Genomic DNA, 15,878 nt, shown 5'->3' with positions numbered 1-15,878 from the left:
TGTGGCGGAACAAACGGAAGCATTGCCTTCACCACCACTTTAGCCGATGGAACTTATACTTTGAACTATAATGATGGTGCAGCGAAAACGGCTTCTGTTACGGTTGCTTCAGGGGCATTTACGCTATCTGGCCTTATAGCTGGATCATATTCCTCATTCTCAATAACTGTCACAGGCTGCACAAGTTCAGCCTCAGGATCAACCACTCTGAGCGATCCTAGTACAGCGACATTGACCTTGGGCTCAGCTGTTAATCCAACCACATGTGGCGGAACAAACGGAAGCATCGCCTTCACCACCACTTTGGCGGATGGGACTTACACTTTAAATTACTCTGACGGGGCAGCTAAAAACGCTTCTGTTATGGTAGCTTCAGGTGCGTTCACTTTATCAGGACTTCCGGCTGGATCATATTCTTCATTCTCGATAACCGTGAGCAGTTGTACAAGCTCAGCCTCAGGATCAACCACTCTGAGCGATCCTAGCACGGCCACATTGACTTTAGGTTTTCCTGTAAACCCAACCACCTGTGGCGGCACAAACGGAAGCATCGCTTTCACGACTACTTTAGCGGATGGAAGTTACACTTTGAATTACTCTGACGGAGCAGCTAAAACCGCTTCTGTTACAGTAGCTTCCGGGGCATTTACGCTATCAGGACTTCCGGCAGGATCATATTCTTCATTCTCAATAACCGTGAGCAGTTGTACAAGCTCAGCCTCAGGATCAAGAAACCTGACTGATCCGACTACGGCGACATTGACTTTGGGTTCAGCTGTAAACCCAAGCACTTGCGGTGGGACAAACGGAAGTATTCCTTTCACCACTACTTTAGCAGATGGAACTTACACTTTGAACTATAATGATGGAGCGGCCAAAACGGCTTCAGTTACGGTGGCTTCAGGGGCATTTACCCTATCGGGACTTACGGCTGGAACTTATAATTCATTCTCCATAACTGTTACTGGATGTATTAGTTCAGCATCAGGATCAAGGACGCTCACTGATCCGACTACGGCGACATTGACTTTAGGCTCAGCTGTTAATCCAACCACCTGCGGCGGCACAAACGGAAGCATTGCCTTCACGACCACTTTAGCGGATGGCACTTACACGTTGAATTACTCTGACGGAGCAGCTAAAACAGCGTCTGTTACTGTAGCTTCAGGGGCCTTTACGTTATCAGGACTTGTAGCAGGATCATACTCAGGATTCTCGATAACGGTGAACAGCTGTACAAGCTCGGCTTCGGGATCAAGAAACCTGACAGATCCAAGTACGGCAACATTGACCTTAGGCTCTTCTGTTAATCCAAGCACCTGCGGCGGAACAAACGGAAGCATCGCTTTCACCACTACTTTAGCGGATGGCACTTACACTCTGAATTACTCAGATGGGGCAGCCAAAACGGCTTCCGTTACAGTAGCTTCGGGAGCCTTTACGTTATCAGGCCTTCCAGCGGGATCATACTCATCATTCTCAATAACCGTGAGCAGTTGCACAAGCTCAGCTTCGGGATCAAGAAACCTGACTGATCCGAGCACCGCAACATTAACCTTGGGTTCAGCTGTGAATCCGACTACCTGTGGCGGAACAAACGGAAGCATTGCCTTCACCACCACTTTAGCCGATGGAACTTATACTTTGAACTATAATGATGGAGCGGCCAAAACGGCTTCTGTTACGGTTGCTTCAGGGGCATTTACGCTATCTGGCCTTATAGCTGGATCATATTCCTCATTCTCAATAACTGTTAGCAGTTGTACAAGTTCGGCATCAGGGTCAAAAACACTGACAGACCCTTCTGCTCCGACGCTTACACCGGGAGTAGCCACTCCTGTAACACTTTATGGCGGCTCTGACGGAAGCATTGCCTTTACGACCACTGTTTCGAACGGGTCCCATACCCTCAATTACTCCTTTGGCGGATCACCGGCCTCGGCTTCCGTTACCGTTGCCTCCGGGGCATTTACCCTGACAGGCTTAGCCGCAGGATCATACACCGCCTTTTCAATTACCGTCAGTGGTTGTAATGCCACAGCAGCAGGCCCGGTGGTGGTTGCCAGCCCCGCTACTCATACTTTGGCTGCCGGTTCATCTGTCAACCCGTCTGTCTGCTCTGCAGTCAACGGAAGCATCAGTTTCACTTCTGTCAACCTGCCCGACGGCTCATACACCCTTGATTATCTCAAAGGCGGATCACCTGCCTCTGCTTCTGTTAGTATTACATCCGGAGCTTTTACTTTGTCAGGGCTTTCTGCAGGTTCCTACAGTAATTTTACCATTACTTTTAATACTTATACCAATTCGCCTGCCGGTCCGGTTACCCTGACCGATCCGGCTGCCCATACTCTGGCCGTTAATTCATTCAGTTCTCCGAATACTTGCGGCAGTAGCAACGGCAGCATTACCTTCCTGACTTCAGGACTTTCCAACGGAACTTACAGCCTGTCTTATACAGGTTCAGGATCTCCTCAAAATGTAACTGTTTCGGGCAACAGCTTTACCCTTTCAGGTCTTCCGGGTGGTACTTACAGCGGTTTTTCGATCAACAACGGCGGCTGCGTAGGTTCTGTCAGCACTCCTGTTACGCTGAGCAATCCTTCAGCCCCGGTGGCCTCTGTCTATGCCGATGGCCCGGCAAATTTCTGCAAGGGTTCGTCTGTTAACCTTATCGCGTCCGCGGGAGATTCTTATCTCTGGAATACCGGTGAAACAACCAGGGTCTATAATGCCTCTGTCACAGGCACTTACATTGTTACTGTATTTTATGCAGGTGGTTGTTCGTCGACTGCCAGCATCACGGTCAGTGCGACAAAATGTAATACCGCTCCCGTTGCTGTTTGTAACTCCTTTACAGTTCCGGCCGGGCCTAACTGTACTGCCTCCGTGACACCGTTCAGAGTAGGATCCGAATCTTATGATGTCGACGGCGATCCCCTGACTTATTCACTCTCTCCTGCAGGTCCGTTTTCGGCAGGCACCCACCAGGTGACGATGACCGTCAAGGATCCGTTCGGAGCCAGTTCATCCTGTACTACTACTTTCCATGTGGTGGATGAGACACTTCCGACCGTCAGAACCAAAAACATCAGTGTAACGCTCAACGCGGCAGGGCAAGCCACCATCAGCCCGGGTGATATCAACAACGGCTCTTTTGACAATTGCGGCATCGGTTCCATGAAAATATCCCAGAATGTTTTTGGGTGTAACGACCTGGGCACCAAACAAGTCGCCCTGTATATCACTGATATCCACGGCCATACTTCAGAAGGCTATGCCCTGGTGACGGTATCTGACAAAACTGCCCCGGTAGCTAAAGTTAAAAACATCTCTGTAAAACTGGATGCTTCAGGTAAAGTTTCCATCAAAGCGGCCGACATCAATGACGGTTCATCTGATAACTGTTCGATCACCGAGCTTTCTCTGTCCAGAACTGATTTTGATTGTACCTCAGCCGGCCCCAATAATGTGACGCTGACCGTTAAAGATGCCGGTGGCAATACCGCTTCTGCTGTAGCTGTCGTTACCATCATTGATGACATAGCCCCTGTTGCCCTGGCGAAAAACCTGACCGTTTACCTGGATAAAACAGGACTGGCGAACATCACTGCCCAGATGGCCGATAACGGTTCTTCTGATAACTGCGGCATTAAATCTCTCATTGTGTCCAATACCTCTTTCATCTGCAGTGATCTGAGGGTAAAAACCGTTTCTTTAACGGTTACAGATAAAAGTGACAATAAAACTTCCGTCAACTTTAGTGTGACGGTACTCGACACCATCGCCCCGGTAGTGGTCACCAAAGCCGTTACTTTAGAGTTGAGTGCCGAGAAAACTGCTTCGCTGACTGCTGCTCAGCTCAACGGCGGTTCATCCGACAATTGCGGTATTGTTGAAACGACCATCTCCAAAACCGCTTTCTCCTGCTCAAGTCTTGGCGTCAACAAAGTCAGGCTGACGGTCAAAGATGCCAGTGGCAATACTTCTTCTGCTCTGCAGGAAGTCATCGTCACCGATCCGCTGGGTGTTTGTCCTTGTTCATATGCCGTCATTGCTTTTGATAAGGTTACCCTTAATCGCAACAAAGTCAATACCGGTGGGGTGGGGATCATCAATTCGGGCAAAAAAGTAAAACTTATCAAGACCCTCGTCAATGCCACCGGGACATTCGTTAAAGCCGACGGTAAGGATTTTGATTCTGAAAGCAGTGCCTCTTCTTACATGAAAGGTCTGGCCCCAACCCCTGATCCTTTCCGCGAAAACACCTTTAACGACAAGAAAAAACTCAAAGTTAAAAAAGGCCAGTCTGTTTCGGCTAATGAAGACCATTACGGCAATGTTAAAGTAGGCAGGGATGCCACCCTGACTTTCAGCTCAAAAAGCGATGTATTCATCAAAAAACTTTCTCTCAAAAAAGGGGCTAAAATTGTCTTCGGACAACAGACCTTCCTGGTGATCAGTAAGAAAATGAGCATCGGCAAAGAGGTGATCATCAACGAAGCAGCCCAGGATGCCAAAATATTCACCGGCAAAAACACCGTCATCTCCAAAGGTGCACAGGTGCATGCTTCCATTCATTCAGATCGTAACATGACCCTCAGAAGATCGTCTGAAGACACTCCTACCCAGATGTACGGACTCTTTGTAGCCGACAAAATCAAGTCAGGAAGGCATGTGCAATGGAACGGAACCGGAACTGGTTGTGATGACAACAAAGAACAGGATCAGGCAGTCCTTGCCAGAAAAGCCCGTAAGTCAGGCGAGAAGAAAGAAATCACCGAACCTGAAAAACAGCTGATCACAGAAGAAATCGTCAGCCTGGAGCTTTCTGCAGGACCCAACCCGACAAACGACCTTCTGGACCTGCTGATCAGGCTTCCTAAGGAAACTTCAGCACAGTTGCACGTCACCGATCTTAACGGTAGAAACTTATTCTCGGAACAGATACAAGGCTCAGGAAAAACCATCCGGAAGCAGCTATCACTGGGTAAATTCGCTTCAGGCACCTATTTGCTTAACTTAAGAACACCTCAGGAAAACAAAACCGTCAGGATCGTGAAAATTGACTAGAACCTCCTTATAAATTATATTTTCAGAAGCCCTCATCATTTGGTGAGGGTTTTCTTTTGGGTTAATCTCAATGTCTCTCTTAATGAGCTTCGTTTCTTTATGGTAATAGACCTGATTATTGTTTCACAATTCATGAAACAGCAGGATTTATTGCACAAATAGTGAAACAGGGTTTACCACAGAGCATAATACATAATAAAATATGCATTATATATATTTTTCTATATTTTTGCATATTATAATAATCATGTGAATAAATTACATAAGTTTCAATAAATGAATATTATAATATACATATTCAATAAATTTTACCATATTTACATAATATAATATACAAAATATGCTTTTTGAAACTTTAACTATAAAAGATATCAAAATCAAAACCGGCAACCTGGTGAAGCTTCTGAGAAAAAAAGAAAATTTATCACAGGATCAACTGGCTGTGACGCTGGACTTGTCGAGAATCACCATACAAAACCTGGAATCGGGTAAAAACATCACTTTAGATACCCTCCTAAAGGTTTTTCAGCACTTCGATATATTGGAGAAATTCGATCATTTCGTAGACGACGAAATCAAAAACCGCAACTATAGCTCACTTTACTGATTATGGCCGGAAATAAAATCATAGACCTGTACTGCTTTGAACGGGAAATCGGAAAAATCGGGTATGACGAAGACCAGAAGAAATCCTTTTTTCAATATCACCCGGCCTTCCTTAAAGAAGGCTTGTATCAGAATATTTTCCCGCTCATCTTTAAAAGGACAGCACAGACACAGGTTTTCAGTCAGTTTGAAAACGAAACATTCAGGGGTTTGCCTCCGATGATCGCCGACTCTCTTCCCGACATGTTCGGGCATATCATTTTTAAAACATGGCTGGAGTCCAATCAAAAAAACTCTGATAAAATATCGGTCATCGAGCAACTCGCCTATGTAGCTAACCGTGGCATGGGGGCCCTGAGTTACCAACCCGCGAAACACATTCCCGAAAACGCTACCATTAACCTGGACGAAATCACAGATGTTCTGAAAAAAGTACTGGACAACAAGCGGTCTGTTTCAGCTGACCAATTGAACAGCCAGTCATTGCTCAACATCTTCAAAATCGGAACTTCAGCAGGGGGTGCCAGACCCAAGATACTCATCTCTGAAAATAAAGAAACGGCAGAAATCATTCCGGGCGACCTGGAATACTCTGAGAAATTTAATCACTACCTGGTGAAATTATCTCTTGATGATGACCTCGGCTACAACAGGGAAATCATCGAATACAGTTATTACCTGACAGCCATTACCCTGGGTATTTCGATGATGCCTTCCAGGTTAATTGATCAGAAACACTTTGCTACACTGCGATTTGACAGGCAGAATGGTAAAAGAAAACATATTCTGACAGCTACCGGCATGACGGGCTGGGATTTTAAAGACCCTGAATTCTCCCGGTACGAAAACCTTTTCGAGCTGGCTGTTTACCTTAAACTGCCGCATAGGGAAACGGATGAGCTTTTCCGACGGATGATCTTCAATATTGTGTTCTGCAATACCGACGACCACCTCAAAAATCACTCTTTTATTTATGACGAAACCAGCGACAAATGGAATTTATCCCCGGCTTATGACCTGACTTATTCGCTGAACCCTTTACTGAATTACAAAAGGACTTCCAGGGCCCTGTCGGTTAATTACAAAAGAGCTGATATTCTGTTGAATGACGTACTAAGCATCGCCGATAAATATACCATCAAAAACGCCAGAGGCATCATCGAAAAAACGCTGAATGCCACAGATATATGGGAGCAACATGCCCATGAGCTTCATATTCCCGGCAAAATCATTGAGAGTATTAAAAGAGATTTCAATAAGCTACTGTAATACTTTCATTCACAAACTCATCATTAAGGCCTTAGCAAATCTTCCCCGTAAAACCCCGTAAAGAAGGGCATATCACTTGAAATCCACCTGTATTATCCTTACTATTGTACCTGGATCAAACCATTCAGAAACATGATACTGGAACTCGCCATTCTTCAGGTATTGCCCGGAAAGGAAAAGGCATTTGAAACAGATTTTGAAATCGCCGGACAATACATCAGTTCCGTGAAGGGTTATATTCGTCATTCATTAAGACGGTGCCTGGAACAGCCCGGCAAATACATCCTGCTGGTAGACTGGGAAACGCTCGAAGACCACACCGTAGGCTTCAGGCAATCGGAACCTTATCAGCACTGACGAAACCTGTTGCACGCTTATTATGAACCGTTCCCGACAGTCGAACACTATGAAACCCTTATCGAAGTAAGCAAATGAGCAATATTACGATCTCAGAAAGAAGGGACATCGATAAAGAAGACATCATTGCCTTGTACCGGGCCAACAAATGGAGTTCGGCGGACAAACCAACCGAGCTGTACAACGCTTTGACCAACTCCCACACCCTACTCTCAGCCTGGGACGGAGAGCGGCTGGCAGGTATCGGCAATGCCATTTCTGACGGGCATTTGGTGGTCTATTACCCTCATCTGCTGATCCATCCTGACTACCAGGGACAAGGAATCGGGCAGATGATTATGAAGAAGATGCAGGAAAAATACGGCCATTTTCACATGCAGATGCTGACCTCCGACAGTCAGACAGTCGATTTCTACCAGAAAGCAGGCTTTACCCGTGCCGGAAATACGGTACCGATGTGGATTTATGGTGGGGATGAGCATTGACAGTTGCAGCTATCCAACGTCTTCGGACGTAAGGATGGCGACACCCGGTCTCTGACCGGTAAACAAAGCTCTTATGGAAGAAACTCTAAAAGCCTTTCATGAGAGGCTTTGAACTACTATAAAATAGCGAAAATTACTTAAATAATCACCTGCTGAAAAATAATTACAGGGACTTGTGTTTATTTTGACTGGTGTAATAAAAATTCAATCAACCTTACGCCACCGATGAAAGAACACACACAGGATCACATGAAAATGGCCGGGCATCTGCTCGCCCTAACCCTGTGGATCCGGAATGTGATGACTGACCTGGTCATCCTGCAGTCGGACCCCGGCCTGATGGAAAGCTATAAACAAAGCAGCAGCTCTTTTGAGCAACAGCAAAACCCCTGGAAGCAAAAATCCTTTATCGAAGTCAGGAAGAAATTTGCAGAGTTATTCCCTGAAATCGCCGGGAAATACGAGACCAGACTTGAGGTCCTCCAACACCTCGTGGACTTCTTTACCCACGCCAGGTACAGCCTCAATAGCCCGGTCATTCACGGCCCCTCCGACCGCCAAGACCAGCCCTACATGAGCATTGAGCTCACTGAAGAAAAATACCAGACCATTCTCGACTTCCTGATGACGTTTGAGGAAGAGGTTTTTCCGGAGATGGAGAGATATGCGGAGATGGAGGGTTTAAGATGAAAAGCCCATTTCTACTGTTCCATTTGCAAATGAAAATGAGAAAGCCTCATATAAATCAATAATCCCCTATCTTTGCCAAATGAACTTCATCACAATAGACTTTGAAACAGCTAATGCACAGCGGAACAGCCCCTGCGAAATCGGGCTGACGTTTGTGAAAGACTGGCAGATTACTGAGACAAAGTCCTGGCTGATCAGACCGAAGTACAATGCATTCGATTATTTCAATATCCTGATTCACGGCATTACGCCTGAGGACGTGGCTGATCAACCTGAGTTCGATACGCTTTGGGAAGAGTTAAGGCCCCTGCTTGAAAACCAGTTGCTGATTGCCCACAATGCCGCTTTCGATTTAAGTGTTTTGCGGAAAACGCTCGAAACCTATCACCTGCCGTTTCCCGAACTTCATTACTCATGCAGTTATATATTCTCTAAAAAAGTGTGGCTGGGCCTTCCCCGTTACGACCTGAAAACTTTGTGCCAGTTCAATAACATCGACCTCATACACCACCGGGCAGGCCCCGACAGCCGGGCCACGGCAGAGCTGGTCATTAAAGCGTTCACGAAAGCCGGGGTGACCTCAATTGACGACTTCCCCGAAAAACTGATGGTAAAACCCGGTCAGCTTTTTGAAGGAGGTTACAAACCGGTCTCCAGTATCCGGAAGGCGAAAGAGCGAAAAAGTTACGTCTGGAAATAGCTCTGGCTCTCCAACGTCTGCAGACGTAAGGATGGTGTCATCCGGTCTCTGACCGGAGAGCAGTATAATACGTTACTAATTTCAAAATATATTTTGAAAAAGTTATCTTTTAAGATAACTTTGTTCTTATGACAAGAACAATCCTATTTTATGAAGAGCATTTTATCCGGTTCTATCGGGAGCAAGATCAAAAAGTAAAAGATAAAATTCAGTATGTTCTTGAGTTAATAAAACAGGTTGACAGGATTCCGGAAAAGTTTTTGAAACACCTGACTGGAACAGAAGGTCTATATGAAATAAGGATAGAGTATCAATCTAATATTTACAGGATATTCTGTTGTTTTGACGAAGGTAAACTGGTGATACTTTTCAACGGTTTTCAAAAGAAGACTCAAAAGACCCCGAAAAATGAAATAGAGAGAGGAATAGAGTTAATGAATAAATATTTTCAGCAAAAGAAATAACCATGAAAAAATACGAAAACATCAAATCATTCGATGAGTTAATCGACCTTGAACACGGAAAAATAGGAACAGAGAGCCGGAACAGATATGAAGAGCACTCTCAGATGTTCATTATCAGTGAAATGCTTAAAGAAGCCCGGAGAAATGCAAATCTTACACAAGAGCAGTTAGCTGAAAAAGCGGGTACCAAGAAAAGCTACATTTCAAAAATTGAAAACGGCAGAGGAAACATTCAACTTTCTACTTTAATCAGGATTTTTGAAATAGGTTTAAACAAAAAAATCGGGTTGACATATCTTTGAAAATACCGCTCTCAAAGCTGTGCAGACGTAAGGAAAGCGGGAATCCGAGCAGCGTTTCGCCATCCCGCAAACTACATTCAAAACCATGAAGAAATTAAGAGTCATTAAGGGATTTCATTAAGTCATTCTACGAAATCTTCTTCATGTATTCTTAATGGACTTAATGCCTTCATGGTGGTAAAGTACATCCGTATCCCCCGAAACAACGGTCAGAGACCGTATTCCGCCGTCCGGTGCGTCTGAAGACGCGGGACAGCTAGCTCCATATTTTTTCCATGTCTTCCAGCGACTTGCCCTTGGTTTCGGGGACGGCCAGCCAGACAAAAATGAAGGCCAGAATCGATAAGATCATAAATATCCAGAACGTCCGGGCACTGCCGATGGATTCCAGCAAGACCGGGAAAAACTGGGAAACCATAAACACACACATCCACAACACAAAAATACAGATGGACATCGCCAGACCGCGGACCCTGTTCGGGAAAATCTCAGCCACTACCACAAAAGTAAGCGGCCCCAGCGAAAGAGCAAAGAAAGCAATATAAGCCAGGATCGATATCAATACCAGGTAACCCTGTGCCATCTCAAAATGGAAGGCAGACCCGATGACAGCCAGACAAACGGCCATACCACCTGAACCGGCCAGCAGGAGCTTCTTCCTCCCCGACTGGTCTACATACTTAATCGCCACGAGCGTAAAAAGGAAATTCACCACTCCTACCAGCACCGTCTGCAGCAGAGCTGAAGAAGAGCCGTCTCCCGTCGATTTAAAGATCTCGGGGGCATAATACATGATGGCGTTAATGCCTGTCACCTGTGAAAACATAGCCAGCACAATACCGATAAAAAGGGCTTTACGAAGACCGGGCTTGAGGATTTCAGCCAGTGAGCCGGGTTGCTGTGTATCCAGTTCGTGCTGTATACCGATAAGCTCTTTAGAAGCTTTTTCCTTGCCGTTGATCCTGATGAGAATAGCCAGGGCGTTGTCATGTTGCCCCTGCTGAGCCAGCCACCTCGGGCTTTCGGGTACTGAAAACAACAGCACAAAAAATACCGCCGAAGGAATCACCCCTGAACCGAACATGTACCTCCACCCGGTTTCCACATTCCAGGCTTCGTCGTGCCATCCGGCTATCCAGGCGTTGACAAAATAAATCAGCAGAATGCCGCTCACAATACCGAGCTGATTAATGGAAACCAGCCTTCCCCGCTGCTCTGCCGGGGCTATTTCGGTGATGTACATAGGAGCGAGCATCGAGGCCACACCTATGCCCAGGCCTCCGATGATCCTGAAAAATACAAAAGAATTAAGCCCCGCAGGCACCACTATCCCTGCAGAGGAAACAGCAAACAGAACGGCCGACAGGATCAGTATTTTCTTCCGTCCGAAACGGTCGCTCAATGCCCCGGCGAACATCGCCCCCGCAATGCAACCTAGCAGGGCACAGGAAGCCACCCAGCCCGTCATAACGGCAGAAAGATTGAATTTGATCTGTAAAAAACCGATGGCCCCGGCTATGACGGCGGTGTCATAACCAAACAAAAGGCCACCCACTGCGGCTACCAATGTGGCTTTATAAACGTATTTCCGGTTTTGTGTACTGCTCATTTTAAGGTTGGTTTGTCTTGATAGGTACCTTGCAGGCAAGATAAACAGGACTTTATGATTAATCTATAAACAAATTAAGTGTGACTTTGTAATGAAATAGCTACAGGGGGTATTAACATGCTGCTTTTTTGCATCTTAGCGATAAAAACGGCAAACGTTTCAGCCCATAAAATCTCCCAGGTTCTCTGTCCTTACAGATGCTTTGATCGTCCCGATCTGCTTCCCCTCACTTTCGCCGAATGGACGAACAATATAAGTTCCCACGGCAGCCGGTACAATAAAAGTTTCTGCATAATGGATCACAAAGGGCTCAAAGGCATTGTCCGGACTTTCTACGATCGCCTCCCGGCCTTCAATCAGGTTCAGGACATTGACTATTCCGTTGGTATGGTGTGTCACAGGCTGGGTAAACCAATGCCTGCGGGTTTCTATAAATGAATGTTCATCCAGACCGGTCCGTTCTTCACGCCAGCCGTCGCCAAAGCCAACTATCTCAACCTGGTTGAGCAGGTGATGGCTGGTCCAATGGGTCTTTCTTTCTTCCACCACATTGTTTTTGCCATGTTCCAGGGAGATCGGTCTCGGGTGACCGTCAAGGCCGGTTCTACCCCAGTCCCAGAGTTTGAAAGTGAAGTTAAACGGTGTGGCACTGATCTCCAGCACCACACTGTCTGCTCCCGAACAATGTATCGTTCCGGCAGGGATCAGGGCATGGTCGTGCTTTCTAACCGGCCATTTTTCTACGTATTTTTCAGCATCAAAAGGCTCTCCGAATTCATTGGCCACTTCCAGTTCTTCCCACATTTTCGAGGTATCAGTCCCTTCTTTCAGACCCAGGTAAACGAAGGCCTCATCGCCCGCATCCAGGAAATAATAGCTTTCGTTCTGGGTATAAGGCATGCCGAAATTCTCCTTCATGTACTCATGCAAAGGATGCACCTGCAAACTCAGGTTGCCGCCCTCCATGGTATCCAGGAAATCAAACCGGATCGGAAATTCTGCTCCGAAAGCATCAAAAACCTTGTTACCCAGCAAAGATCGCGGGTGAGCGTAGACCAGATTGACGGAAGGAATCTCCACCGTATTTCCGTTGAAATCAAACATCAGGCTGTTTTCTTCCGGCACACAGTCAAAGCCCCAGGCGTAGTTGACGGCAGAGCGGTCGAGGTCGCAGACCTCCTTCAGCCACTGCCCACCCCAGGGTCCCGGATCAAAAAACGGTATAACACGGAACGGCCGGTTGATGGTCGCCTCTAAAGCCACCTTCATGGCTGCTCCTGAAATCATCCGCGGACTACCCGGAATAGTGGTGTCGAGCACCTCATCCCACCGGTCCATCAGCGTTTTCTTGTGGCGGTCCAGTACTTTCCAGTCTACATAGAAGGCCCTTTTATACTGATATGAGAAGATATCGTGATGATTTGCAGCTCCCAGGTTAGCAATCTGGTTCTTTCTGAACCGCAACTGGATTTCCCAGCGGGGCATATCAGCATAAACCAGCAGGTCATAACCCGGATAAACTAAACTCGCTCCGGGACCCACAACCAACACTACGGCAACATCCGCCGCCAGGATATCGTCAGTTAAACGGGATAATTTATTTTGATCAATGAAGGCATCGAGCTCCAGCGGACTCACAAACCCGAAAACCGGATCATCCGTCACAAACTCCTGCACCATGCAACTGATTTCTTCTTCCGTTTTGAAACAAGCCTGCGTTCTGACTACCGACACATCGGCCAGCTGTAAGCCGCTGATGATTTCCTCCTCAAACACCCCGTGATAGGTTTCCAGGGCCACCACTTTTTTGGGTTTATTAATACTGTTGAGGCGGTTTCCGAGTGTTTTTGATATTTCCTCCCACCCCACGGCACAGTGATGCCCTTCTACTTTTATTTTCGGAAATTTGCAAAAATTTGAGTTCTTCAAGGCTTTTAATGATTAAATGTTATTGTATTATGGAGAAAGCCCGCCCCGCCTGACGACCAGGTCGGACGGGGAGAAAGGACAATGGAGAAAGGATTTTGTTGGAGGACGAATTTAATCATCTTCCAAGCAGAGCAAAACATACTCCTTTTTCAGTTCTCCTTCCCTCCTTTCTCCGTCAAAAAAGACTCCCTACTCCAAGGAGGGCCGCAGTGTTTTTAAGTGAGGCTTCCAATACCTTCACTTCACCCCAGCTGCACCAGGAATTTCCTTTTAGTTTGCTTTGTATGTGCGGTAAGATATGATCGCGGCTGGCCATGATGCCGCCACCCAGAATCAGCACCTCAGGGTCGTAGGCCTGCACAAGGTTAAAGGCACAGGCAGCCCAGACTTCGAGGCATTCGCCTCTGATCGTTTTGGCCCATTGATTCCCATCGGCTGCCAGTTCAAAAATAAGCTTAAAATCCAGTTTTCCGGCATCAACCTCCTCACTATCAGCAACACTGTTATGAGCCGACACTATTTCTGCCAGGTTCCAGGTCGAAGCCTCTGCCTCTGCACAGCCCACATTGCCGCAGTTACAAAGCCTTCCTTTGGGATTGACGATAAAATGCCCGCCGAGGATACCTGCCTGGAAATGCTTCCCTCTCAGTATTTTTCCTTCTATGACGGCAGATGTTCCAATGCCCGTTCCTAAAGTCATTAATACGACGTCGTTGTAACCCCGGCCGTTGCCGAACTTCCATTCACCCAGTAAAGCGGCCCTTGTGTCGTTCTCTATCTCCAGAGGCACGCCGAAGTGCTCAGCAGCCCATTTCTCAAGGTCGAGGGAAATGACATCTCCGTATTTATCGTTGATCGTCAGCACCTTTTTGTGAACAGAATCCACGATGCCCGGAATAGCTATCCCTACGCCTTTTAAGGCTTCGTTACCTATAGATTTCTGTGCCAGAAGCCCCCTGATCGCCTCCGCAATTCCGGGTAGCCGCTGAGCCAGGCCCTGCTCTGAACAGGCATCCGTTTCCAGACTTGCCAGAACCTCAGGTCCGCTGACCAACCCGAGTTTGATCCGGGTTCCCCCCAGGTCCATGGCTATGACGATGTCTTTTTTCATTTTGTTTTCTTATCCAGGGCCAGGATGACCTCATACAATACCCCGGCTTCACCCCTGAACGTGCCCGAGCCTTTGGGCTTATTGTCAACAGTATACCATTCAAAGAAACCCTTGTTATCAATCACTCTTTTCAGCATGGGCTGAAGTTGTTCGTAAGCTTCCCGGTCAAAATCATACCGGATCAGCTGCTGAATCATCCGTCCGCCAAACCAGGTCCAGTCGCCGCCGTTCTGGTAGCCATAAGGATACATGCCTTTGTTTTTAAAACTCCCGGCCGGATAAGTCGGGTACAAAGTGAGACCAATGGTAGCCGCTCCGGATTGTCTGACGTTATCAATCATCTTATCCAGTGAAACTTTGATCTGTTGTTTATTCAACAGCCCCGCTTCAATCGCCACCGCCGTTCCGCCATGATAGTATATCTTGTTTTCATCCAGGCTTGCCGGGAAAGGCGAACCGTTCAGATAAAGGTGCGGGATAAACTTGTTGTTTCGGGTATCCCACAGATGTTTCATGGTATTCACCGCCAGTCTCTTTCTGACGGGCTGCCATTTCGCTTTCTGCTGAGGCACCAGGTTCATGAGGTTGTCCAGGGCAATGATCAGCATGGCGTTGTCATAAATATCGATGGCCAGGTGGGTATCTTTCGTCAGGTAAACGCCCCAGTCATGCTCAGGTTGCACATCACCCCAGTCAGCTGTAGTAGCCCCCCAGATCAGACCGTATTGTTCATTCCAGCGGTGTTTCAGCAGGAAATCCACGGCTTTAGCCATCCGGTCTTCCACGCTTATTCCACCGATTTTTTCTTTCAGAAAAGCCTTGTCACCTGTTACTTTGACATAGCGGTACACTGCCTGCAGCAGCGAAGACTCCTGGTCAGTTTCTACGGTGTTTTTGTGCCCGGCGTATTGTTTTTCCAGGTCGGTAAAAATGTACTCATACCCCACTTTGGAAGCCCGTGCCTTTTCGATCGGGATAAAACCGTCTACAATGTTACCGTCCTTTCCCTGTAGTCTGAAAAACACCCTCAGGTTCTCTTTCAGGGTTTCGTGAGGATGCACCGCCGCCGACAGCGTCAGGAAAGTGTTATAGTCCCTGATCCACACCTCTCCATAACCGTCACCGGCATTGAAGCCGGTTTTAACGACTTCCAATGCTTTTTCTTTGACGGATTTTAAGGTTTGGTCACTTTTTATCTTTTGATACAAGTCTGTATTTTTCTGTGCAAACCCATGCACACTCGCTAAAATCAATATCAGGATTAGTTTTTTCATGTTTTTTGT

Annotated in this window: 13 protein-coding genes; 9 read left to right on the top strand and 4 right to left on the bottom strand. The window is 46.8% G+C overall.

Annotation, left to right across the window (positions count from 1 at the left end; all coding sequences use genetic code 11):
* The 9 genes from GVN16_RS25770 to GVN16_RS25730 all read left to right on the top strand — a co-directional run.
* The coding region (locus GVN16_RS25770; protein WP_166566861.1) for a T9SS type A sorting domain-containing protein at positions 1 to 5,073 on the top strand (5,073 nt) is incomplete at its 5' end.
* 340 nt (positions 5,074 to 5,413) lie between these two features.
* On the top strand, positions 5,414 to 5,680 hold the full coding sequence (locus tag GVN16_RS25765) for a helix-turn-helix transcriptional regulator (protein ID WP_166566860.1): 267 nt from the start codon (positions 5,414 to 5,416) through the stop codon (positions 5,678 to 5,680).
* 2 nt (positions 5,681 to 5,682) lie between these two features.
* The gene (locus GVN16_RS25760; protein WP_166566859.1) at positions 5,683 to 6,948 is read left to right on the top strand and encodes a type II toxin-antitoxin system HipA family toxin; all 1,266 of its coding nucleotides are present in this window, start codon (positions 5,683 to 5,685) and stop codon (positions 6,946 to 6,948) included.
* Positions 6,949 to 7,080: 132 nt separating this feature from the next.
* The gene (locus GVN16_RS25755; RefSeq protein WP_205748998.1) at positions 7,081 to 7,305 is read left to right on the top strand and encodes an antibiotic biosynthesis monooxygenase; all 225 of its coding nucleotides are present in this window, start codon (positions 7,081 to 7,083) and stop codon (positions 7,303 to 7,305) included.
* Positions 7,306 to 7,379: 74 nt separating this feature from the next.
* A complete protein-coding gene (locus GVN16_RS25750; RefSeq protein WP_166566858.1) occupies positions 7,380 to 7,790 on the top strand; it encodes a GNAT family N-acetyltransferase in 411 nt (136 codons plus the stop codon).
* 225 nt (positions 7,791 to 8,015) lie between these two features.
* Complete coding sequence (locus tag GVN16_RS25745) at positions 8,016 to 8,480, top strand: hypothetical protein (protein ID WP_166566857.1); 465 nt, start codon at positions 8,016 to 8,018, stop codon at positions 8,478 to 8,480.
* A 79-nt stretch (positions 8,481 to 8,559) separates the two neighbouring features.
* Positions 8,560 to 9,180 (top strand): 3'-5' exonuclease, encoded by a 621-nt coding sequence (locus GVN16_RS25740; protein WP_166566856.1) that lies wholly within the window; start codon positions 8,560 to 8,562, stop codon positions 9,178 to 9,180.
* A gap of 128 nt (positions 9,181 to 9,308) precedes the next feature.
* Entirely contained in the window at positions 9,309 to 9,644 is a 336-nt protein-coding gene (locus tag GVN16_RS25735; protein ID WP_166566855.1) for a type II toxin-antitoxin system RelE/ParE family toxin, read from the top strand.
* A 2-nt stretch (positions 9,645 to 9,646) separates the two neighbouring features.
* Positions 9,647 to 9,946 (top strand): helix-turn-helix domain-containing protein, encoded by a 300-nt coding sequence (locus GVN16_RS25730; protein ID WP_166566854.1) that lies wholly within the window; start codon positions 9,647 to 9,649, stop codon positions 9,944 to 9,946.
* A gap of 256 nt (positions 9,947 to 10,202) precedes the next feature.
* On the opposite strand, the gene GVN16_RS25725 is transcribed toward GVN16_RS25730, so the two are convergent.
* From GVN16_RS25725 to GVN16_RS25710, 4 genes are all read right to left on the bottom strand, one after another.
* Positions 10,203 to 11,555 (bottom strand): sugar porter family MFS transporter, encoded by a 1,353-nt coding sequence (locus GVN16_RS25725; RefSeq protein WP_166566853.1) that lies wholly within the window; start codon positions 11,553 to 11,555, stop codon positions 10,203 to 10,205.
* Positions 11,556 to 11,714: 159 nt separating this feature from the next.
* Entirely contained in the window at positions 11,715 to 13,484 is a 1,770-nt protein-coding gene (locus GVN16_RS25720) for a class I mannose-6-phosphate isomerase (protein ID WP_166566852.1), read from the bottom strand.
* A 175-nt stretch (positions 13,485 to 13,659) separates the two neighbouring features.
* Positions 13,660 to 14,595 (bottom strand): ROK family protein, encoded by a 936-nt coding sequence (locus GVN16_RS25715; RefSeq protein ID WP_166566851.1) that lies wholly within the window; start codon positions 14,593 to 14,595, stop codon positions 13,660 to 13,662.
* Positions 14,592 to 15,869, bottom strand: coding sequence for a hypothetical protein (locus GVN16_RS25710; protein ID WP_166566850.1), 1,278 nt, complete (start codon positions 15,867 to 15,869; stop codon positions 14,592 to 14,594). Before GVN16_RS25710 ends, GVN16_RS25715 begins: the two co-directional genes overlap by 4 nt.
* Between the last annotated feature and the right edge of the window lie 9 nt (positions 15,870 to 15,878).

It is taken from the genome of Emticicia sp. CRIBPO, assembly GCF_009905725.1.
In the GTDB taxonomy this organism is placed as follows: domain Bacteria; phylum Bacteroidota; class Bacteroidia; order Cytophagales; family Spirosomataceae; genus Leadbetterella.
The sequence above is the reverse complement of the archived record's forward strand: the minus strand, read 5'-3'. Positions and strand labels throughout refer to the sequence as shown.

Excerpts from the sequence above, each read along its gene's own strand:
- GVN16_RS25765 (WP_166566860.1), top strand. The coding sequence starts at position 5,414 with ATGCTTTTTGAAACTTTAACTATAAAAGATATCAAAATCAAAACCGGC.
- GVN16_RS25760 (WP_166566859.1), top strand. The coding sequence starts at position 5,683 with ATGGCCGGAAATAAAATCATAGACCTGTACTGCTTTGAACGGGAAATC.
- GVN16_RS25755 (WP_205748998.1), top strand. The coding sequence starts at position 7,081 with ATGATACTGGAACTCGCCATTCTTCAGGTATTGCCCGGAAAGGAAAAG.
- GVN16_RS25750 (WP_166566858.1), top strand. The coding sequence starts at position 7,380 with ATGAGCAATATTACGATCTCAGAAAGAAGGGACATCGATAAAGAAGAC.
- GVN16_RS25745 (WP_166566857.1), top strand. The coding sequence starts at position 8,016 with ATGAAAGAACACACACAGGATCACATGAAAATGGCCGGGCATCTGCTC.
- GVN16_RS25740 (WP_166566856.1), top strand. The coding sequence starts at position 8,560 with ATGAACTTCATCACAATAGACTTTGAAACAGCTAATGCACAGCGGAAC.
- GVN16_RS25735 (WP_166566855.1), top strand. The coding sequence starts at position 9,309 with ATGACAAGAACAATCCTATTTTATGAAGAGCATTTTATCCGGTTCTAT.
- GVN16_RS25730 (WP_166566854.1), top strand. The coding sequence starts at position 9,647 with ATGAAAAAATACGAAAACATCAAATCATTCGATGAGTTAATCGACCTT.
- GVN16_RS25725 (WP_166566853.1), bottom strand. The coding sequence starts at position 11,555 with ATGAGCAGTACACAAAACCGGAAATACGTTTATAAAGCCACATTGGTA.
- GVN16_RS25715 (WP_166566851.1), bottom strand. The coding sequence starts at position 14,595 with ATGAAAAAAGACATCGTCATAGCCATGGACCTGGGGGGAACCCGGATC.
- GVN16_RS25710 (WP_166566850.1), bottom strand. The coding sequence starts at position 15,869 with ATGAAAAAACTAATCCTGATATTGATTTTAGCGAGTGTGCATGGGTTT.